This window comes from Streptomyces sp. NBC_01750, assembly GCF_035918095.1.
Classification (GTDB): domain Bacteria; phylum Actinomycetota; class Actinomycetes; order Streptomycetales; family Streptomycetaceae; genus Streptomyces.
On record NZ_CP109137.1, the window covers coordinates 1,021,340 to 1,042,269 of the forward strand.

A 20,930-nucleotide genomic window follows, 5' to 3' on the forward strand; every position below is an offset into this window, starting at 1 on the left:
CCGCTTCTGCCTCGTGCGGGTGTGTGCCGTCCGCGCCCGCCGCTCCCAACGGGCGGGGCCGGTCAGGCGTCGAGGACGAGCAGCTGTGCGTGGTCCTGGTCCCAGCCGACGCACACGTCCGCGCCGAGTTCGGCGGCGGTGCGCGAGCTCGGCGACATCTCCCGCATCAACAGCTCCTGCTCCCCCACAAGCAGCCGGTGGCGGATGGTCGCGCCGAGGTTGGTGGAGGACACCACTCTGCCCTTCGCGCAGTTCTCGTCCCGTTCGGCGGGAATGAACGTCAGATGCTCCGGGCGGATGGAGACCGCGTACCGATCCCCCTCGGCGCCGCGGTTCTGTACCCGGCAGATCCCGAGCCGGCCGAGGTCGACAACGGCCGTGTCGCCCGAGCGTTCCACGATGCTGCACGGCAGGAGATTGGTATCGCCGAGGAAGTTGGCCACCCAGTCGGTCGCGGGATGGGCGTACACGTCCTCGGGAGCGCCCTGCTGCACGATCCTGCCGTCGCGCATCACGACGATTCTGTCCGACATGGACATGGCTTCGTCCTGGTCGTGGGTGACGAACAGTACGGAGATCCCGAGCGACCGTTGGATGGTCTTGATCTCTTCCTGCATCTGCTCGCGCAGCCGCTTGTCCAGCGCCGCCATCGGCTCGTCCAGGAGCAGAGCCGACGGATTGAAGACCAGGGCACGGGCCAGCGCGACCCGCTGCTGCTGTCCTCCCGACAGCTGGCTCGGGCGGCGGTCGCCCATATTGGCAAGACCGACGCGTTCGAGGGCTTCCTCGGCGCGCCGGCGCCGCTCCGCCGGCCGGATCTTGCGCATGCGCAGGGCGAACTCGACATTCTCCCGGGCGCTCATGTGGGGAAACAGGGCGTAACTCTGGAACACCACACCGAGGTTGCGGTCCTTCGGCGGCAGCTTGTCGACCGGTTCGCCGTTGATCAGCACCGTGCCGGAGGTGAGTTCCTCGAAGCCGGCGACCATCATCATGGTGGTGGTCTTGCCCGAACCGCTGGGGCCGAGCAGGGTGACGAACTCGCCTGGCTGCACGGTCAGATCGAGGTCGTCGACCGCGGCCACGTCGCCGTAGGTCTTACGCACCCTGCGCAGTTCGATGGAACCCTTTTCCTGAATCCCGGCGGCCGGCGAGGCGGCGGTCGGGAGCGTAGCGGAGATTGTCATGGGAGCTCACCCTGTCTGGTCGGCGGCCACCGTGGTCAACGGCAGCATCCGGGCGATGGAACGGCGGCGGAGCATGAAGAGGACCTGCACGAGCAGTCCGAGCGTGGCGACGGTGACCAACATGGCCGAGGAGACAGCGATCTTCGGCGTCAGGTTGTACTGGATGTCGGTGAACATCTTCACCGGCAGCGTGGTCGCGCTCGGCGACTGCAGGAATAGCGCTATCACCGTCTCGTCGATGGATACGGAAAAGGCGAACAGCGCGCCCGCGACGAGACCGGGCCGGATGACCGGGAGGTACACGAACCGTGCCACGGACGGTGTACCGGCTCCCAGACTCTGTGCGGAGCGCACCAGGGCCGGATTCAGGCCGGAGAGGCTGGCGCGTACGGTGAGGAACGCGTACGGGGTGGCGATCACGGCGTGGGCGAGGCCGATCGGAAGAATCGTGCCGACCAGTCCGACGGAGTTGAAGAACTGGTAGAACGCCAGCGCCAGTACGACGGCGGGGACGATCATCGGGGCGAGGATCACCCCGGTCACCGCGGACCGTCCCGGGAACTGCCGGCCGTGCAGGGCCACTGCGGCAGCTCCGCCCAGCAGCACCGCGAGTACCACGGCGATCCCCGCGGCCTGCAGGCTCGCCAGAACGGCTGAGATCCAGGCCGTGTCGCCGAAGAACCCCGTGACCGCGTCGGTGGAGAACCGGTCCGGCGGGAAGGTGATGTACCGGCTGTGGTTGAACGCCATCGGCACCACGATCGCGGTGGGCACGACGAGGAACACGAAAACCGGTACGGCGGCGAGCAACGCCGGGGAGAACCGAGAACTAGCCGACCTCATGGGCACCTCCCGCGCGGAGGATCCGCTGGTAGACCGCCACAAGCACGCTCACGATGGCGGTCAGGACGAGCGCGAGGGCGGACGCTCCGGCGAAATCGGTCAACTCCATGGTATAGAAGTCGATCTGATTGGCAATCATCTGATCTCCGGGACCACCGAGCACGACCGGTGTGATGAAGAAGCCGGTGCTGATGATGAACACCAGCAGCCCCGCGGCCGAAACGCCCGGCACGGTGAGCGGAAGGATGACCCGGCGGAAGACCGACAACTCGCCCGCGCCCAGCGAACGCGCCGCCAGCTCCAGCCGGTTGTCGATCGCGGCCAGCGCGGCGAAGATCGGGAACACGGCGTAGGGCAGGAGGTAGTGCACCATCCCCAGCACGACCGCGAACCGGTTGTGCAGCAGCGTCAGCGGATGGTCGGTGAACCCGAGTCCCTGCAGGGCGTCGTTCACCAGACCGTTGTCCTGCAGGAGGACCGCCCAGGCGAAGTTCTTCACCAGGACTCCGGTCCAGAAGGGCAGCAGCACCAGAGCGAACAGGACGACCCGCGTGAGTGCGCTGCTGCGCCAGATCGCCCAGGCCAGCAGGTAGCCGCTCACGATGGTCACGAGCGTGGATACCGCGCTGATCTCGAACGTGTTGATCAACGACTTGATGACCAGTGGGTCTTCGAGCACCCGCTGGTAGGCCTGGTTCTGCATGCTCGAGGAGACGAGCGTCCCCAGCGGGGTCAGAAACAGGATGGCGTCGAATGCGGCGATCGGCGCGAGGAGCAGCAACCACGTCCCGCGGACGCGGAATCGGCGTCCGCGGGACGTGTCGCAGGCCTGCGCAGGCGCTGCGGCGGCGAGGGGCATGATCAGCTTCCCGCCTGCCACAGCTTGAACCTCTGCTCCGTTGCCTTCAGGTTCTCCGCCCACCACTTGTCGTCGCGTACCAAAATGCTGTCCGCCAGCTTCGGGCTGGTGGGAAGGGTGTCGGCGACAGCGGGGGGCAGCTTCGCGAGCGCGGGGGTGTTGGCCAGCGTCAGGTTCGTCGTCTGGTCGAAGTCGGCTCCGGCGTCCGCGTCGTTGCTCATGAAGTTCATCAGCCGGAACGCCGCCTCCTTGTTCCTCGAGCCCTTGGGTACGACGAAGTAGTCGCCGGCGAGGACACCGTTGGAGGAGGAGAAGTTCAGCCTGGCCCCGTCCTTGCGGGCGGCGTTGATCCGGTTGTTGAAGCTGGTCGACAGCGTGACCTCGCCCGACGTCAACTGCTGGACGGGCTCCTGGTTTGCCGTGTGGTAGATCAGCTTGTCGCGGCCGGGGTGCTTCGCCAGGTAACGCAGCGCCGCGTCCACATCCAGCGGATAGATCTTGTCGAACGGGACGCCCTCGGCCAGCCGCGCCGCTTCCAGCACCGAACTGTCCGACAGCTGTCCGTACACCGAGCGCTTGGTGGGGTATTTGCCCTGGTCGAAGAATTGGGCCCAGTTCTTCGGTGCCTGCCCGTCGGGGATGTGCTTCTGGTCCCAGGCCATCACGAACAGGAAGCTCAGGTACTTGATGCCGTACTCCGCCTTCGCGTAGGAAGGCAGCCCCTTGTCACTGATGATGCCGTAGTCGAACTTCTCGAGCAGGTCTTCGTTGACGGCCTGGACGTACTCCGGAGCCGTCAGTTCCACCAGGTCCCACTGCACGTCGCCGGAGTGCACCTGTGTCTTGAGCGCCGCCAGGCTGGTGTTGGCGAGCAGCGTCGAGCGGATGCCCGTCTTCTTCTCGAACGGCTTCAGGATGGTCTTCGTCAGCTGGTCGTTGTAGGAACCGCCGTACGAGGTGACCGTCACGGTCTTGTTCGCCGGCGCGGTACTGGCGGGCTTGGTGCTGCAGGAGGTGAGCAGGCTTCCCGCGAACGGGACCGCCAGCGCGGCACCTGCTCCCGTTCTCAGAATCGACCGCCGGCTGATGGGTGTCGTTGGCTGCGTCATTTCGGCACGGCCTCTCTTGCGAATTTCCACGCATGCGGGAATCGGGCGATGGCAACTTCAGGCTGAGCAAAGGGGGGAGATCTACGCCGTCTCGCGGCGGAGCGGAGAGCGCGGCCGCAACTGCTGGGGCCACCGACGAATCGCCGTGGCTTTGCGGGTTCCGCTTATGCCTTGGCGCGTCGCGAACCTTTGGATACAGAACGATCCATGATTCGTCGCGGTGGCTGCGTCACACCGCCGACCGCGTGCCGCAAACCATAGGGTTCGGTCGTCCGGCCGTCAACGATTGTTTTCCAGCAATCACACTCGGACGACGCCGGAGTGTGTCAGGCACGAACAAGGCAGTAGAGGTGAAGGCGTTCTCCTCCACCGAAGAAACCTCACCTGCGCGCGGCCACCGGTCTCGCCCCAGCGTCCTGTCCGTACCGCAGAGTTGGCCGTGCCGCCGTTCAGCGGCGACGGACCGCGGTCTCAGCCGCCGGGCCGCGTGGCAGCCGCCTCCGCAGCGGTGCCGCGCATCCGCGTCGCAGCCCGGTCGCGGCCTTGTATTGAGAGCCGGCCACGCCACCCGGAGGAGGCGGGCCGGGACAGAAGGGGTGCACTTTTCGGACGACTCAGACCGATTGCGCACTCTTTCTGAATGTGCAGGTCATCCACTGAGGACCCGGTCAGTGGATGGAACGTACACTTCCCGCTCGCTGGTGCCCGGCCTAGGTTTCGTACCGCGAGACGGCGGTCGACCGTTCGCGGCCCCGGGCGACCCCCGTACGGGCCGCGTGGCTCCGCCCCCCGCACGCTTCACCCCGCACCACCCCGGGTCCGACGTCACACGGCCCCGGCTTCCCGTTCTTACGCCCCCGGAATTCTTACCCCCGGAATTCGCTCCACCGCGCTTGCCGCTCAACCGTGTTTCCCGCTCCACGCGTTTGCCGCTCCACGCGTTGCCGCCCTGCTGCGGCGACGCCCCCAATTGCTCAGCACGGCGACCCGGGCAGCGGCCTGGCAGATCGGCGGATCATATGGCCATCGACCACTTCGCGATAAGCGACTTTGCGCTCGCCGCCGGCTCGCCGTCCCGCCCGTACGGCATGAGCCGGTTACTCAGGGCGTAACGGGCGCTGTCATTCGCTCCTACGGCCATGCAACCGAAGATATCTGCAATGAGGTTGCCGTTTCCCGGCCGTGAAACCGGAGCGCTGCCCCTTCTTTCGCTTGCCCTTCATCTTTCGCTTGCCCTTCTCGAGTTTTGCGCCGCCCGATTCCGACGGACGACGCATTCGGGTCTCTCGGCAAGTCCCCCGTTCGCGACGCCGCTTCGGCGGCATTGCGTCAGACCCGGCTCATGCACCCGGGGCTGCCCGAGGACGACCCTCGGCTTCCGGACCGCACGGCCCCGGCGATCAGTCACCGCGAGGGGCACCAACTCGGCTGCCCCTGCGCAGGGTTGTACAAGTCGCTGGAGTCCGCCGGATAACGGACACCAGAGACTCCCAGTCGGACAAGAACTGGTCAAAAAATTGTGAGGTAATTGTCGGAACTCCATCGAATTTGATCGTTCAGTGGCACGCTCATCGGCGTTCACCCCCCCACAGAACGAGCGATGGAGATCGCATGACCCCCCACAAGAACACCCGGCGCGCCGCTGCCCTCGCAGCCACGGCCGCCATGGTCGTCGTCGGCGTACAGACGGCTTCCGCGAGCGGCGCCACCGGCCGGGCGGACGGCCCCACCCCTGCCCCGACGGGCGCTTCCGCGCGGGCCGCCGCCATCAACTCCGCCCAGGCCGAAGCCGCTTCGGCGGCCGGCACGCTCGGCCTCGGAGCCAAGGAGAAGCTGGTCGTCCGTGATGTCATCAAGGACACGGACGGCACGGTGCACACGCGCTACGAGCGCACCTACGACGGCCTGCCCGTGCTCGGCGGCGACCTCGTCACGCACACCGCCGGGAACGGCACGCTCAAGGGCGTGGACAAGGCGAACGACGCCCGGATATCGGTGGCGACCACCGCCCCCGCACGTAAGGCCGCGGCCGGCGCCCGCAAGGTGATCTGGGCCGGCAACGGCAAGCCCGTCCTCGCCTTCGAGACGGTCAAGACCGGTGTGCAGAAGGACGGTACGCCCAGCAGGCTGCACATCGTCACCGACGCCGCCACCGGCAAGAAGCTGCACCAGTACGAGGCTGTCGAGACCGGCACCGGCGCCAGCCAGTACAGCGGTGAGGTCCCCCTCTCCACCACCAAGAGCGGCTCCGGCTTCGAGCTCACCGACGCGGAGCGCGGCGGCCACAAGACGTACGACCTGAACCAGGGCCAGAACGGCACCGGCAAGCTGCTGACGGACGACGACGACAAGTGGGGCAGCGGCACCAACGACGACCGGCAGACCGCCGCCGTCGACGCCGCCTACGGCGCCGCCATGACCTGGGACTTCTACAAGACCGAGCTCGGCCGCAACGGCATCGCGGGCGACGGCAAAGCCGCGTACTCCCGGGTCCACTACGGCGATTCGTACGTCAACGCCTTCTGGGACGACAGCTGCTTCTGCATGACGTACGGCGACGGCGAGGGCAACAAGAAGTCCCTCACCGAGATCGACGTGGCCGGCCACGAGATGAGCCACGGCCTGACCTCCCGCACCGCCAACCTCGAGTACAGCGGCGAGTCGGGCGGGCTCAACGAGGCGACCAGCGACATCTTCGGGACCTCGGTCGAGTTCTTCGCCAACAACAAGAAGGACATCGGCGACTACCTCATCGGCGAAGAGATCGACATCAACGGTGACGGCACTCCCCTGCGTTACATGGACAAGCCCAGCAAGGACGGGCAGTCCCTGGACGCGTGGAAGACCGGCGCCGGCAACGCGGACGTCCACCACTCCTCCGGCATCGCGAACCACTTCTTCTACCTGTTGTCCGAGGGCAGCGGCAAGAAGACGATCAACGGGGTCGACTACGACTCCCCGACCTCGGACGGCTCGACGGTCACCGGGATCGGCCGGGACAAGGCCTACAAGATCTGGTACAAGGCCCTCACCACGTACATGACCTCGACCACCGACTACAAGGCCGCCCGTGAGGCGACCGTGAAGGCGGCCAATGACCTGTACGGCGCGGACGGCACGGAGGCGAAGACCGTCGCCGCCGCCTGGGGCGCGGTCAACGTGAAGTAACCGGCATATGCACGGGCTTCTTCTCGGCGCATGCCGAGAAGAAGCCCGTGGACGCAACGGTGCTACCCGGGGGCGGGCGGCAGGTACTGCCGCTCAGTTGAACACGCGGGCCGCCGAATACCCGATGCCTGCCGGTCGATCCGCCGAAGCGCCCGGTCAACGGGGCGATCCGTCGAACAGCCCGGTCAACGCTCTCGGCTATACGTCGCGGGCCCGGAGCAGCAGCCCACCGCCGAGCAGCGCGGCAACCGCCCACAGGGCCAGCACGCCGGCGCCCTGCCATGGACCGATGGGCAGCTCACTGACGCGTCTGCGCGCCCGTTGCGTGAGCCCGGCAAGGGCCGCTGCCGGGGACAGCGAAGCCAGCAGCACCGCACGCACCCGGAAGCCGGAATCCACCGGTCCCGCCAGCGCGAACATCAGGACCGGCAAACCGACAACGATGGCGAGGAGTTGGGAGCCGTTGCGACCGAGCCGGTACCCCGGCGATCAGCTGTGCGCCGCAGCCCGCCGGCGTCACCGTCTGGAAGAGCGTGAGCGACCATACGCTCGCGAAGCGAAGGCCGAACAAAGGGGCCCGAACCAGTTCTTGTCCCACACCCCGGCCATCGAGGTCTCGCGGGAGACGGCGGCTCCGGCGTGCTGGGCAAGGACGGTGAGCACGGCACCCGAACGACGGCCCGGACCGCGGACCGCTCAGCCTTCGTCCTTCGGTGGCGGGGCCGGGCCGGTGTCGCCTTCCCGCCGGGATCCCTCCTCCTTTTCCGCACGTTCCTGCCGCTCCAGCCTGGACGACTCGATGTCCCGTTCCAGCGGTGTCCTGCCTACGGCGGTCGCCAGCTCCTCCAGGGCCTGCACCTGAAGTTCCGCCCCGAGCCGCGCCACCGGATCCAGAGCGCTCTCGGCACCTTCCCAGGCATCGAGCGCCTCCTCGACCCGGTCCCAGTCCGGGTTCCGCCGTTCGCGCATATCTCGCGCCGCCTGCGCGGTGTCCGCCTCCAGGGCCTCGGCGAACCGCGCGGCCTCGGGATTGGGTCGCGCGCCGCGTTCCGGCAGGTGGGTCTCCAGCAGCATCGCCGCCCGGCCCAGCGACTCGACCGCCTCGTCGGCGTCCTCCGCCTGCCTGCGGGTCAGTCCTCGATGACGTACGGGCTCCTGCTTGGCCCGGTCGAGGGCCTTGCGCCACGCGGCGTTCGCCGCGCGGCTCGCGAGCAGTGCCTGCCGTACGTCCGCGCGGCGCCGCCCTGCGGGGTCGGCATAGCCGCGGACCACCGCCGCCGCGTACCGTCCGTTCGCGGCGAGCCAGTCGGCGAGCCGGTCCAGCAGCCGCGGTGTCTCCCAGGCCGGGAAAACCAGGTAGGCCAGCATCGCCAGCGCGCCGCCGAGCAGGGTGAGCAGTACCCGGTCCCGCACTGTCTGGTGCCACCCCTCGCCGCCCATCCCGAGCAGGAAGACCACGTACGCCGCCGTGAAGCACTGCGAGACCGCGTACCCGGTGCGCATCAGCAGGTACGTCAGCGCGGCCGAGACGACGGCCAGCCCGCCGGACAAAGAGGCGTCCGGGTGGGCCAGCTGCACCACCCCGGTGGCCAGTGCGACGCCCACCAGCGTGCCGGCGAAGCGGCCAACGGCCCGGGCATAGGTCTGGTGGAAGTCCGGCCGCAGCACCATGACGGAGGCGATGGGCGCCCAGTAGCCGTGGCCCAGAGGGAGCCACGTGCCGAGCAGGTAGCCGAGGGAGGCCACTGCCGCAAGGCGCACGGCGTGCCGCATGATGGGCGAGTCTCGGTGGAGTTCACTGCGCATCTCGCGCAGAACGACCGGCACCTGCCGGAAAATCGTCGGACGCAGCAGTGGCGGGGTGTCCCCCGCACCTGGGGCCGTGGTGGGTGTCACGGGCATGCCACCGCTCTCGGCGGTCTCCAGGACCTCGCCGAGCAGGCTCACCAGCTGGACCGCGGCCTGCCGCGCAGGCCCCTCCAGCACCTCGTGCTCCTCGTCGATCCGCAGGACCTCCATGACCTGCGGGCGCACGGGGGCCGGGACACCGCGACGGATCGAACGCGCGGCGGCGTCCAGGACGTCGGCGGCCGCGGCCAGCAGTTCCCGCACCCGGTCTCGTTCCGGGCCTTCCGCCGGAGCACCGACCTGGGGGTCGGCGAGTGCGGCTACGACGGGGCGGATGCGTTCGGCCAGGCCACGTGGGCCGTGAAGGGCGGCGGGCCGACGGCGCGCCTGTGCCGGCGTGACGGCGGCGGCATCTCGGGCCGTCATCATCGGTTCCGGGTCGAATGTGGCCGTCGGGTCATGCCTCAGGCGCCGGGCGTAGTCGGCCACGCCGGCGAAGGCGTCGGCGAGCGCGTCCCGGTGCGCCCCCCATCTACGGATCGGGAACAGCAGGATCAACGTGGCCTGCACTACGCCGCCGAGCGCGATGACCACGGCGTGCTCAAGAGCCTGCTCGACGCTGGTGGGCAGGGTGATGGTCACCAGCATGATGCCGACCGTCGCGGTCGCGACGATCCCGGCGGTCGGGCCTGCGGCCCAGGCCATCCCGGCGAGAAAGGACCATGCGGCGAGCAGCAGGAGGAAGGGCACAATGTGCCCCGCCGCGAGGTAGCCCAGGAAGGTGCTGAGAGCCAGACCGACGCCTGCGGCCAGCGCGATCACCTTGCGCGGACGCCAGCTCCGCTGGAACGTGGCAGTACCGGCCGAGAAGGCGCCGAACGCGGTGGACGCGGCATACGCGGGGGAGACGAGCCACAGCGCGAGTCCGATCACGATCGCCACGCCGGCCGCCGCACGCAGTGCGACCAGGGGCTCGAGCCGGGTCCGCTCGATCGTCAGCCCGGTACGCACAATCTCCTTCAGCGCCCGCAGCCACGTCACGGAAACGAGCCTAGGCGGAACGGACCGGCAGGTCGCACCAGCCGCACCGCGTCCTGCCGGTGACCGGCGTCGCGGCAGCTGCCCGGACGGCAGCCGCGGCGCCACCCCTTGCCGTCCGGCGTGGGCCGGCCCATTGCGGCGAGTAGCAGGACCCCGGCATCCGGAACCCTGCGCCGCGTCCGATGAGCAGGGAACGGCGGCCCCGGGTGGGCGCGCGGCGGCGCCTCGATCTGTTCCGGCGTCAGCCGCGCACGGGCGCCGTTCCGGTCAGGTGTAAGGGCGCCGTTCCGGCCGGGTGTTTCGGGGCGGTCCCCTGCGGGCCGGCGGTGCCGGCGGTCATCAGACCATGGCCTCGTGGACGTAGCACCAGCGCCAGTCCTCGCCGGGCTCGAAGGACTGCACGATGGGGTGGCCGACGGTGCCTGCGTGCCCGCGGGCGTGCTTGAGCGGCGAGGAGTCGCAGCATCCTACGTGCCCGCAGGTCAGGCACAGTCTGAGGTGCACCCATGGAGAGCCGAGGCGCAAGCACTCCTCGCAGCCCTGGGGTGTGCGCGGCGTCACCGGGCGCAGGAGCGAGAGGTGCGGGTCGGGTTCCGTCATGGTGGGCCTCCTTCTACGGACGCATCACCGGCGACCGGCCCACGGCAGTCGGCGAGAACTGACACTCAGCAGGGCGCCGCCGTCCTGCGATGCCCTGTCCCGAAGAACGAGATCTCCGCGAGCAATTAGGCGGCCTGGCTCTTATCAGGCCTCGCCGGCAGCGCAGATTCATAAAAGGCTTCTGGAGATGCATTTTCCCGTGAAGCTGGACAGCGATAATACGCGATCGGCGCCGGTCAGGCTCAAGCTCCTCTTTTGAAACGCCCGGACGCGCGCAAATCCAGCGGTGTCCAGAACTCGGAGCCAACCGCTCCGTCCTGCCGGCAACAAAACTTCGCCTGCTGACTGTTGTGCGCCCCCGGCGCAGACTCCCGGACCAGGGACACGCCACTCGCATGCAGTAAGTGCGCAGCCCATGGCCGTCACTGTTGGGCGGGATTGTAGATGAGAAACGAATCGGGCGGCGAGCGCTCCGCGCGCCCGACCCCGGTTTCGTGGGGGTAGTCGGTCTGCTGGTGATGGGCGGGTCGCGCCAGCGCACCCACCGACGGCGGGCCGACTGCGGGCCACTGCGGAAACGACGGGACCGGGCGTCCGCCAGACGTGTCGGGCACCGAGGCCCCTGGCGCCGTGGACAGCTACCGCCTCGCCAACGCGATCGAGTTCGAGTGGCAACCCGACGATGCGCGGCGGAGACTGGAAGCGCGGTTTTGTGGGCGTACATGAGCTCACGACATCGTGGCTTCCGGATTACTCGCTCCGGCCATTGGCGAGCGCGAGGACAGGGTGCCGGCCGCAATGGCCGAGAGTGGTCGAAATTTCCTCAAGGAGCTCGCATGAAGGGCAAATCCGTCGAAGTCTTGACGCCCGGGCCGGATGAATCTGCGATACCCAGTCGCGGGTACACCGGCCCGAAGACCGGCATAGAGGAAAACCTGGCCGAATTGCTGGCCGACCTCATGTGCGTCGAACAGGTGTCTGTCGACAGCCATTTCTTCGATGACCTCGGCGCCAACTCGTTGGTGATGGCCCATTTCTGCGCACGGGTCAGGAAACGTGAGGATCTGCCCTCAGCGTCGATGAAGGACATCTACCGGCACCCAACGATCCAAAGCCTGGCGACGGCACTCGCGGACGCCGCACCCGCTCCCGTCGAGTCGTCGGTCCCGGCATCGCCCGAGGTGGTGACACAAGCCGGCACGCTGCAGTACGTCCTCTGCGGAACGCTGCAGGCCCTGATGTTCCTCGGATATTGCTTCCTGGCGGGGCTCGTCACAGTCAGGGGCTACGAGTGGGTCGCCGCCGGCTCGGATCTGACCGACATCTACCTGCGGTCGGCCCTCTTCGGCGGCGCCGGTTTCATCGGCCTGTGCACGTTCCCGATCGCGGCCAAATGGATCCTCATCGGTCGGTGGAAACCCCGCGAGTTCCCAGTCTGGAGCCTGACCTATCTGCGCTTCTGGACCGTCAAATCGCTGATCCACGCCAACCCGATGATCCTCTTCGTCGGCAATCCGCTGTACGTCCTGTACCTGCGCGCCCTCGGCGCGCGGATCGGCAAGGGCGTCACGATCCTCTCCCCCACCGTTCCGGTCTGCACCGACCTGCTCACGATCGGCGCCGGCACGGTGATCCGCAAAGACTCGTTCTTCCTCTGCTACCGGGCGCACGCCGGACGTATCCAGACCGGCCGGATCACCCTCGGCCGGGACGTGTTCATCGGCGAGAAGACCGTGCTCGACATCGACACGTCGATGGGCGACGGGGCGCAGCTCGGCCACACGTCCGCGCTGCAAAGCGGCCAGGTGGTCCCGGACGGCCAGCGGTGGCACGGATCCCCGGCACAGCGCACGGAGCTTGACTACGTGAGAGTCGCGCCGGCGGATTGCGGCACGCTGCGCCGGGCCGGCTTCGGCCTCATCACCGTGCTCCAGCTGTTCCTCCTGTACGTGCCGCTGACCATCGGGGGCGCGTACATGCTGGTGACTCAGGTCCCGACGCTGAGCAAGGTGCTGGACCCGGGGACGTTGCGCATCACATCGCCGAAGCTCTACATCGACGCGCTGTTCCTCTCCCTCCTGGTGTTCTTCGGTTTCGTCGTGATGGGGCTCGCCATATTGTTCGCCGTTCCGCGCCTGCTGAACCTGGTGATCAAACCGGACAAGGTCTATCCGCTGTACGGCCTGCATTACTCGACGCACCGGGCAATCGCGCGCATGACCAACATCAAGTTCTTCAAATGGCTCTTCGGTGACAGCTCCTACATCGTCCACTATTTGCGCGGCCTCGGGTACGACCTGTCCCATGTCGAGCAGACCGGGTCGAACTTCGGAACGGAAGTGCAGCACGAAACGCCGTACCTGACCTCCGTCGGAAGCGGAACGATGATCGCCGACGGGCTCTCCATCGTCAATGCAGACTTCTCGAGCACGTCCTTCCGCGTGTCCCGGGCATCGATCGGGCCACACAACTTCCTTGGGAACAACATCGCCTATCCGTCAGGAGCCAGGACAGGAGAGAACTGCCTCCTCGCGACGAAGGTGATGATTCCGCTCGACGGCGAAATACGCGAGGGAGTTGGCCTGCTCGGATCGCCATGCTTCGAGATTCCCCGGTCGGTGGAGCGCGACACCCGGTTCGACCATCTACGGACCGGGGACGAGAGACACCGAAATCTCGCCGCAAAGAACCGCTACAACATCCGCACGATGGGCTTCTTTCTGTTCGTGCGGTGGCTGCATTTCTTCGTGCTCACGGTGCTCGGCCTCGCGGCCATCGATCTGTACGGCGTTTTCGGGCAGGTAATGATCGCCATGTCCCTGGCGCTCACCCTTGTGTTCACCGCAGTCTACTTCGTAATTGTGGAGCGTGGCATCGCGGCATTCCGCGCACTGAAGCCGCAGTTGTGCTCCATCTACGAACCGTACTTCTGGTGGCACGAGCGCCTCTGGAAGGTGCCTGACGAGTACCTCAACGTCTTCAACGGAACCCCTTTCAAGAACGTGATCTGGCGAATGCTGGGGGTTCGAATCGGCAACAGGGTCTTCGACGACGGCTGCTATCTGACGGAGCGGACGCTCACCACCATCGGGAACGACTGCACGCTCAACGCGGGCAGCAAAATCCAGTGCCACTCGCAGGAGGACGGCACCTTCAAGTCCGACTTCAGCACGATCGGTGACGGCTGCACCCTCGGTGTCGGCGCCCACGTCCACTACGGCGTGACGATGGGCGACCGCGCAGTGCTCGCCCCCGACTCCTTCCTCATGAAAGGCGAGGAAATGCCCCCGCACGCACGGTGGGGGGGAAACCCGGCCACGGAGACGCGAGACGCCCATTACCAGCCTGCAGCAGTAGTGCGGAAGGGGCAGCAGGACCAACTCGGTCAGCGCCCTCAAGAGCACTGCGGCGCCGGTGAGTGAAGGGGCGACGATGGGAGTGCAAGTGGAGGCCGACCGGGAGTTCTGGCGCGGTGTGCTCGCCGCCGGTGGGTTCACGTCGGTCCCGCGGTGGGCGCTCCGTCCGGTGGCGGGTGTTGGCGTGTTCGAGGCGGTGGTGCCGGACGGCACGGTGGGGGTGTTGCGTGGGCTGGCGGGGGAGTTGGCGGTGCCGTTGGGTTCGGTGTTGCTGGCTGCGCATGCCAGGGTGCTGGCGGCGTTGTCGGGGGAGCGGGAGGTGTCCACCGGCTACGTGGCTGTGGGGGGTGGCGGGCCGTTGCCGTGCCGGCTGTCGACCGGGCCCGTGTCGTGGCGGGAGTTGGTGCGGGCCACTGATCTGGTTGTTTCGGAGTTGTTGTCGCACCGGGACTGTGCGGTCGATGAGCTGAGGGCGGAGCTGGGTCTGGCCCAGTTGTCGCCGGAGACGGTGTTCGATCCGGGCGGTGCGGGCGGTGTTCTGGCCGAAGCCACCGTCGTCGGGGTGGGATTCTCCCGGCACGGCGGCCGTTTGCGTCTGGGGCTGCGCTACCGCACCGAGATGCTTGATGCGGACGGTGCGGCCAGGATCGCCGGCTACCACCTGGCCGCGCTCGCGCTGATCGCCGCCGACCCGGATGCCGACCACGCACGCCAGAGCCTGCTGTCCGCCGACGAGCTGCGGTTCCAGCTGGAGGGGCTGGCCGGACCGGTCCGGGAGCTGCCGCAGCGCCGGTTCCACGAACTGTTCGAGGACCGGGTACGGGCCCACCCGGACGCCGTCGCCGCCGTGCACGGCACCCGGCGGTGGACGTATGGGGAGCTCAACGCCCGGGCGAACCGGCTGGCCCGGGCCCTGCTGGCGCGGGGGCTGGAGCGTGAGGGTGTCGTCGCGGTGGTCACCGAGCGCAACCTGGACTGGCTGGCCGCCGTCCTCGCGGTCTTCAAAGCCGGCGGCGTCTACCTGCCCATCGAGCCGCACTTCCCCGCCGAACGCATCGCCGCCACCCTCACCCGCGCCGGGTGCACCCTGGTGCTGACCGAACCCGGCAGCACCACCACCCTCGACCCCGCCCTTCAGACCCGGCCCGAAACCGAGCGACTGTTCATCGACACCGCCTGCACCGAAGAGCACGGCGACGACGATCCGGGCATCCGCGTCACACCGGACCAGCTCGCCTACATCTACTTCACCTCCGGCTCCACCGGCGAGCCCAAGGGCGCGATGTGCGAACACGCCGGCCTGCTCAACCACCTCTACGCCAAGATCGACGACCTGGACATCGACGCGCGAGGGGTGGTGGCCCAGACCGCACCCCAGTGCTTCGACATCTCCCTGTGGCAACTGCTCTGCGCACTCCTGGCGGGCGGGAAGACCCTCCTGGTCGAACAGGACGCGATCCTCGACATCCCCCGCTTCCTCGACACCCTCACCGCGGGCCGGGTCACCGTCCTGCAACTGGTCCCCTCCTACCTCGAAGCCGTCCTGACCGAACTCGAACAGCGCCCCCGCGACCTGCCCGACCTGCGCTGCGTGTCGGCCACCGGCGAGGCGTTGAAGAGGGAACTCGCCGAGCGCTGGTTCGCGGCCCGGCCCCGGACCCGGCTGGTCAACGCCTACGGGCTCACCGAGACCTCCGACGACACCAACCACGAGGTCATGGACCGGGCGCCGGAGCGTGTCCTGCTCGGCCGCCCCGTCAACAACGTGCACCTCTACGTCGTCGACGAACACCTCACCCCGGTGCCCCTGGGCGCCCCGGGTCTGATCGCGTTCTCCGGCGTCTGCGTCGGCCGCGGCTACATCAACGACCCCGACCGCACCCGGGCCGCCTACCTGTCCGACCCGCACCGTGAAGGCCAACGGCTCTACCTCGGCGGCGACTACGGCCGCTGGCACCCTTCGGGGAAGCTGGAGTTCCTGGGCCGCCGGGACGCCCAGGTCAAGATCCGCGGCTTCCGGATCGAGATCGGCGAGATCGAGAACACCCTGCTGCGGGTGCCAGGTGTCCGCGACGGCGCCGTCGTCGTCACCGAACGCGCCGACCACAGCAAACACCTGATCGCCTTCTACAGCGGCCCCCAGCCCCTCCGGGCCGCCACCCTCACCGACCGGCTGAGCGCCTCACTGCCCCACTACATGGTCCCCGCGGCCTTCCACTGGCGCGAACACCTGCCGCTGACCGCCAACAGCAAAATCGACAAGAAGGCACTGGAAGCACTCGCCGCCCACCTCGCCACCACCGAGGACGACCACCAGCCACCGGCCACCCCGACCGAGCAACGACTCGCCGCCGCCTGGGCCACAGTCCTCGGCATCCCCCAGAACCGGATCGGCCGCCACGACCACTTCTTCGACCGCGGCGGCACCTCCCTCTCCGCAGTCAAACTCGCCATCACCCTGGACCGCGCCATCACCCTCAAGGACGTCACCCGCCACCCCGTCCTCACCGACCTCGCCGACCTGGTCGACAACAAGTCCGAACAACACTCCGGCCTGCTGCAGCCACTGTCCGAATCACACGGCGCCCAGGCCGGTGCCCTGGTGTGCTTCCCCTACGCCGGCGGCAACGCGGTGAACTTCCTGCCGATGGCCAGGGCACTGCCGGCCGACGGCCCGGCGGTGTTCGCCGTCGAGCTGCCCGGTCACGATGTGACCGCCGAGAACGAGCCGTTCGCGCAGATGGCGCAGGTGGCCGAGCAGATCAGCACCGAGATCACCCGGCGTGGCCTGACCAGGATCCTGCTGTGGGGCCACTCCTCGGGCGCCGCGTTGGCCATCGAGACGGCCAGACAGCTGCAGGAGCGCGGGGTGGACGTCCAGCGGGTGTTCCTCGGCGCGCAGCTGCTCGGTGACGCCGCCGACCGGCGCGCCACCATCGCCGAGCTGACCGGGCGGAGCAACGCCGGGATTGCCGCGGAACTCAGCGCGAACAGCGGCTACACCGAGCTCGGCGAGCTGGATGCTCAGCACGTCGAGCATGCCGGTGCCGCATACCGGCACGACTGCGTGTCCGCGCACGGCTATTTCGCCGACGCCCTGGACGCCCCGCCGACGGTGAAACTGTCCGCGCCGGTCACCGTGGTCGTCGCCGCCGACGACCCGAGCACGGCGGATTTCCCACGCCGGTACCGCGACTGGCAGCTCCTGGCCGAGTGCGTCGACCTGCACGAACTCGCCGACGGCGGTCACTACTTCCTGCGCACCCGTCCGACCGAGGCGGCCAAGGTCGTGCTGAGTGCTGCCGAATGGCCGATTTCTTCCTGAGCCGCGACTGAAAGGAATACAAGATGTCGTCGTCATCCCCGACATCACTGCTCGGCGTGGAGTTGCAACCCGGTAGGCCTCCGATGCTGCGGGTTGAGGCCGCCGTCGACGCGGCGAGCTGGGCGGCCGAGCAGCGGGAGGCGCTGCGTGCTGTGGTTGCCGAGCATGGTTCGGTGCTGGTTCGTGGGCTGGGTCTGCGTGACGTGGCCGGGGTGGGTGCTGTCCTGCGGGGGCTGGCGGCCGTTCCGGTGGTCGAGAGGGAGGCTTTTGCTCCTCGGGAGTCGTTCGGCGAGGGGGTGTATTCCTCGTCGAAGTGGCCGCCGAATCAGCCGATGTGTATGCACCATGAGCTGAGTTACCGGCTGGAGTTTCCGGGCCTGATGCTGTTTGCCTGCCTCACTGCGCCCGCCGAGGGCGGGGCGACGGGGGTGGCGGACTCGCCGGCCGTGCTGGAGGCGCTGCCCACCGAGCTGACCGAGCGGTTCGAGCGGGAGGGCTGGCTGCTCACCCGTAGCTACAACGACGAGATCGGGGCGTCGTTGGCGGAGGCGTTCGGTACCGATGACCGGGGTGCGGTCGAGAGCTACTGCCGTGCGCAGGCGATCGAGTTCGCGTGGCAGCCCGACGGTGGACTGCGTACCCGGCAGCGCCGCAGCGCGGTGGTGCGGCATCCGGTCACCGGCCGGCGCTGCTGGTTCAACCAGATCGCGTTCCTCAACGAGTGGACGCTCGCCCCGGAGGTGCGGGAGTACCTGGTCGAGGAGTACGGCCCCGAGGGACTGCCGTTCAATACCCGCTTCGGCGGCGGCGACCCGATCGGTGAGGAGGTCGTGGAACTGCTCAACAAGCTCTACCAGGACAACACCGCGCGCGAGCCGTGGCAGGCCGGGGACCTGATGCTCGTCGACAATGTGCGCACCGCGCACAGCAGGGAACCCTTCGGCGGGCCGCGGGAAGTGCTCGTCGCGATGACCGATCCGGTCCGTCTGGCCGACTGCTCACCGACCGTCGAGGTGAGGGTCCCATGACCACCGTCCGCTCCACCGCGGCGGAGCCCGCAGCCACCGGACACGCCCCCGCCCCTGTGCCACCGTTCGCGGTGATCCCCGGTGTCCAGGTCCAGCGTGTGCTGGAGGGGCGTGAGAAGGAGATCGTGGAGTTGGTCGAGGGCACCTACCGGCTGCACAGCGCCGGTGATTCGGTGAACCCGCCGTCCTGCTTCCTGCGGTTCCCCGACCGCCCCTCCTCCCGGATCATCGCGCTGCCCGCCTCGGTCGGCGGGGATGTGCGGGTGGACGGCCTCAAGTGGATCTCCAGCTTCCCGGAGAATGTGCCGGCCGGTGTCCCGCGGGCCTCGGCCGTGCTGATCCTCAACGACCATGACACCGGCTACCCGTTCGCCTGCCTGGAAAGCTCCATCATCAGCGCCACCAGGACAGCGGCGTCGGCCGCCGCGGCCGCCGACTGCCTCAGCCGGAGCCGGCCGCGGCCGTTGCGCGTCGGGTTCTTCGGGGCGGGCCTGATCGCCCGCTACATCCACACCTTCCTGGCCGGCACCGGCTGGACCTTCGACGAGATCGGCGTGCACGACCTGTCCGCCGACAGCTCGGCCGGCTTCCGTACCTACCTGGAGCAGTCGGGCACCGCCGGCCGGATCACCGTCCACGACAGCCCCGAGCAGCTGATCCGCCTCAGCGACCTGGTGGTCTTCGCCACCGTCGCCGGCCGGCCGCACATCAGCGACCTGTCGTGGTTCACACACAACCCACTGGTACTGCACATCTCGCTGCGCGACCTCTCCCCGCAGATCCTGCTGGCATCGACCAACATCGTCGACGACATCACGCACTGCCAGAGGGCCGGCACCTCGACCCATCTGACCGAGCAGCTCACCGGCAACCGGGACTTCCTGCACGGCACGCTGGACGACGTGATGGCCGGCCGGGTCACAGTGCCGGCAGACCGCCCCGCCGTGTTCTCACCCTTCGGCCTCGGCGTCCTCGACCTCGCCGTCGGCAAATGGGTCTACGACGAAGTGACCCGCTCCGGAGAACTGCAGATCATCGACAACTTCTTCCAAGAACTGAGCCGGTATGGATGAACCGGCCGAGACCCCAGGAGGCTTATGCAGGACTAGTCCCAGGAGAGATCACGGGTCAAGTCGCCGCAGGCCAGGGCGCACGACACCGCGGACGCTGACGCAGGGCTCCCTCCGTCCGGCTTGGTTGGACACGGGCTCCCGCCCGGAAAAGCGAGAAGCCCGCCCACGGTCGGATGGACGTTCTGAAAGTGCTCTGCTGCAGATGAGGAGGCCATAGTGCCCGTCATATCCGTTCCCTACGCCTTCAATGAAGAGGAGCTCTATGTCGACCTTCGGTCGATCTTCGGACGCTCGCTCTTTCTGAAGTGTGAGGGCTTCAACTTCGCCGGCTCCATCAAGCTGAAGGCCGCGACCGAGATGGTGGAGACCGCCGAGCGGGATGGAACGCTGACGCCGGAATCGATCCTGGTCGAGTCCTCGTCCGGAAACCTCGGCGTGGCGCTGAGCATGATCGCCGCGAGCAAGGGCTACCGGTTTCTGTGCGTGACGGACTCACGCTGCAATCTGTCGACCAGGCTGATGATGGAGGCGCTGGGCAGCCAGGTGCACATCGTCGCCGCACACGAGGCGAACGGCGGCTTCCTCGGCGCCCGGATCGACTACGTCCGCGCGCTGTGCGCCTCCGACAGCCGGTACGTGTGGCTCAGCCAGTACACCAATCCGAGCAACTGGAAGGCGCACTACCGCAGGACAGCGCCGGAGATCGCCCGCCAGTTCCCCGCACTGGATGTGCTGTTCGTCGGAGCCGGCACCACCGGGACCCTGATGGGCTGCGCGCGCTACTTCCGGGAGCGGCAGCGGCCGGTGCATGTCGTCGCCGTGGACAGCGTCGGTTCGGTGGCCTTCGGCGGCGAGCCCGGCCGCCGGATGATCCCAGGCCTGGGCATGAGCATCCGTCCCCCGCTGCTCGACGAGTCCTATGTGGACGAGGTGATACGCGTCGAGGAGGCCGACACCATCCGCACCTGCCACCGTCTGGCCAGGCACGGATTCCTGTTCGGCGGCTCCACCGGCACGGTCGTCAGCGGCGCGATGGGCTGGCTCGCCCAGCACGACACGCGTGAACTCACCGCGGTGGCCCTTGCCCCGGACCTGGGCGATCGCTACCTCGACACCATCTACCAGGTCAACTGGCTGCAGGACCTCTACGGCAAGGATGTCCTCAACTCCGAGGATTCGGCCACCGGTTCCTGGGCGGCCTCCCCCGCGTCACCGACGCGGCAGGGCCAGCGGCCGGACCTGCAGACCGGCGACCACGGTGGCAACCTGCGCCATCGGCTCCAGGATCGTAAGACCTAGACGACTGATCCCGGTCAGTGGCCACGGGCGGCCAGTGACCGGGGTGATCGGAGAGGGCTGAACCGACCGGCTGCCCGGTCTCACCGCGCTCGTGGCCGACCGCTCGCGGACACCGCGACGATCAGCCCGTCCTCATCGTCGGGCTGCATCGCCGGGTGCTGCGGGTGGCGGCCTGCGCGGGCCTGATGACCGAC

The 20,930-nt window shown here is 68.2% G+C and carries 13 protein-coding genes; 6 read left to right on the forward strand and 7 right to left on the reverse strand.

What is annotated here, in order from left to right; translation table 11 throughout:
* Positions 1–62 precede the first annotated feature (62 nt).
* The 4 genes from OG966_RS04430 to OG966_RS04445 are packed head-to-tail and all read right to left on the reverse strand — an operon-like array spanning position 63 to position 3,998.
* On the reverse strand, positions 63–1,187 hold the full coding sequence (locus OG966_RS04430) for an ABC transporter ATP-binding protein (protein WP_326648049.1): 1,125 nt from the start codon (positions 1,185–1,187) through the stop codon (positions 63–65).
* 6 nt (positions 1,188–1,193) lie between these two features.
* A complete protein-coding gene (locus tag OG966_RS04435; RefSeq protein WP_326648051.1) occupies positions 1,194–2,030 on the reverse strand; it encodes an ABC transporter permease in 837 nt (278 codons plus the stop codon).
* Positions 2,017–2,910 (reverse strand): ABC transporter permease, encoded by an 894-nt coding sequence (locus OG966_RS04440; RefSeq protein ID WP_326648052.1) that lies wholly within the window; start codon positions 2,908–2,910, stop codon positions 2,017–2,019. Before OG966_RS04440 ends, OG966_RS04435 begins: the two co-directional genes overlap by 14 nt.
* The gene (locus OG966_RS04445) at positions 2,892–3,998 is read right to left on the reverse strand and encodes an extracellular solute-binding protein (protein WP_326648053.1); all 1,107 of its coding nucleotides are present in this window, start codon (positions 3,996–3,998) and stop codon (positions 2,892–2,894) included. Before OG966_RS04445 ends, OG966_RS04440 begins: the two co-directional genes overlap by 19 nt.
* Before the next feature lie 1,611 nt (positions 3,999–5,609).
* On the opposite strand from OG966_RS04445, the gene OG966_RS04450 reads away from it, so the two are divergent.
* Positions 5,610–7,166, forward strand: coding sequence for a M4 family metallopeptidase (locus tag OG966_RS04450; protein WP_326648054.1), 1,557 nt, complete (start codon positions 5,610–5,612; stop codon positions 7,164–7,166).
* Positions 7,167–7,364: 198 nt separating this feature from the next.
* Here OG966_RS04450 and OG966_RS04455 read toward each other — a convergent pair whose 3' ends face one another.
* The 3 genes from OG966_RS04455 to OG966_RS04465 form a co-directional block, all read right to left on the reverse strand.
* Positions 7,365–7,598 carry a hypothetical protein gene (locus tag OG966_RS04455; protein WP_326648055.1) on the reverse strand — a complete coding sequence of 78 codons (234 nt, stop codon included), beginning with the start codon at positions 7,596–7,598 and terminating at the stop codon, positions 7,365–7,367.
* Positions 7,599–7,862: 264 nt separating this feature from the next.
* Positions 7,863–10,055 (reverse strand): FUSC family protein, encoded by a 2,193-nt coding sequence (locus tag OG966_RS04460; RefSeq protein WP_326648056.1) that lies wholly within the window; start codon positions 10,053–10,055, stop codon positions 7,863–7,865.
* Between the two features lie 339 nt (positions 10,056–10,394).
* Positions 10,395–10,655 carry a UBP-type zinc finger domain-containing protein gene (locus tag OG966_RS04465; protein ID WP_326648057.1) on the reverse strand — a complete coding sequence of 87 codons (261 nt, stop codon included), beginning with the start codon at positions 10,653–10,655 and terminating at the stop codon, positions 10,395–10,397.
* 836 nt (positions 10,656–11,491) lie between these two features.
* Between OG966_RS04465 and OG966_RS04470 the strand changes: the two genes are divergently transcribed.
* The 5 genes from OG966_RS04470 to sbnA all read left to right on the forward strand — a co-directional run bounded on the left by OG966_RS04470 (position 11,492) and on the right by sbnA (position 20,736).
* Complete coding sequence (locus OG966_RS04470; protein WP_326648058.1) at positions 11,492–14,077, forward strand: Pls/PosA family non-ribosomal peptide synthetase; 2,586 nt, start codon at positions 11,492–11,494, stop codon at positions 14,075–14,077.
* 10 nt (positions 14,078–14,087) lie between these two features.
* Positions 14,088–17,336: a non-ribosomal peptide synthetase gene (locus OG966_RS04475; protein ID WP_326648059.1), complete on the forward strand. Its 3,249-nt coding sequence runs from the start codon at positions 14,088–14,090 to the stop codon at positions 17,334–17,336.
* A 23-nt stretch (positions 17,337–17,359) separates the two neighbouring features.
* Positions 17,360–18,364: a TauD/TfdA family dioxygenase gene (locus tag OG966_RS04480; RefSeq protein ID WP_326648060.1), complete on the forward strand. Its 1,005-nt coding sequence runs from the start codon at positions 17,360–17,362 to the stop codon at positions 18,362–18,364.
* Complete coding sequence (gene sbnB / locus OG966_RS04485) at positions 18,361–19,437, forward strand: 2,3-diaminopropionate biosynthesis protein SbnB (RefSeq protein WP_326648061.1); 1,077 nt, start codon at positions 18,361–18,363, stop codon at positions 19,435–19,437. The genes OG966_RS04480 and sbnB overlap by 4 nt, the downstream gene beginning before the upstream one ends.
* 216 nt (positions 19,438–19,653) lie before the next feature.
* The gene (sbnA, locus tag OG966_RS04490) at positions 19,654–20,736 is read left to right on the forward strand and encodes a 2,3-diaminopropionate biosynthesis protein SbnA (protein WP_326648062.1); all 1,083 of its coding nucleotides are present in this window, start codon (positions 19,654–19,656) and stop codon (positions 20,734–20,736) included.
* Positions 20,737–20,930: the final 194 nt, after the last annotated feature.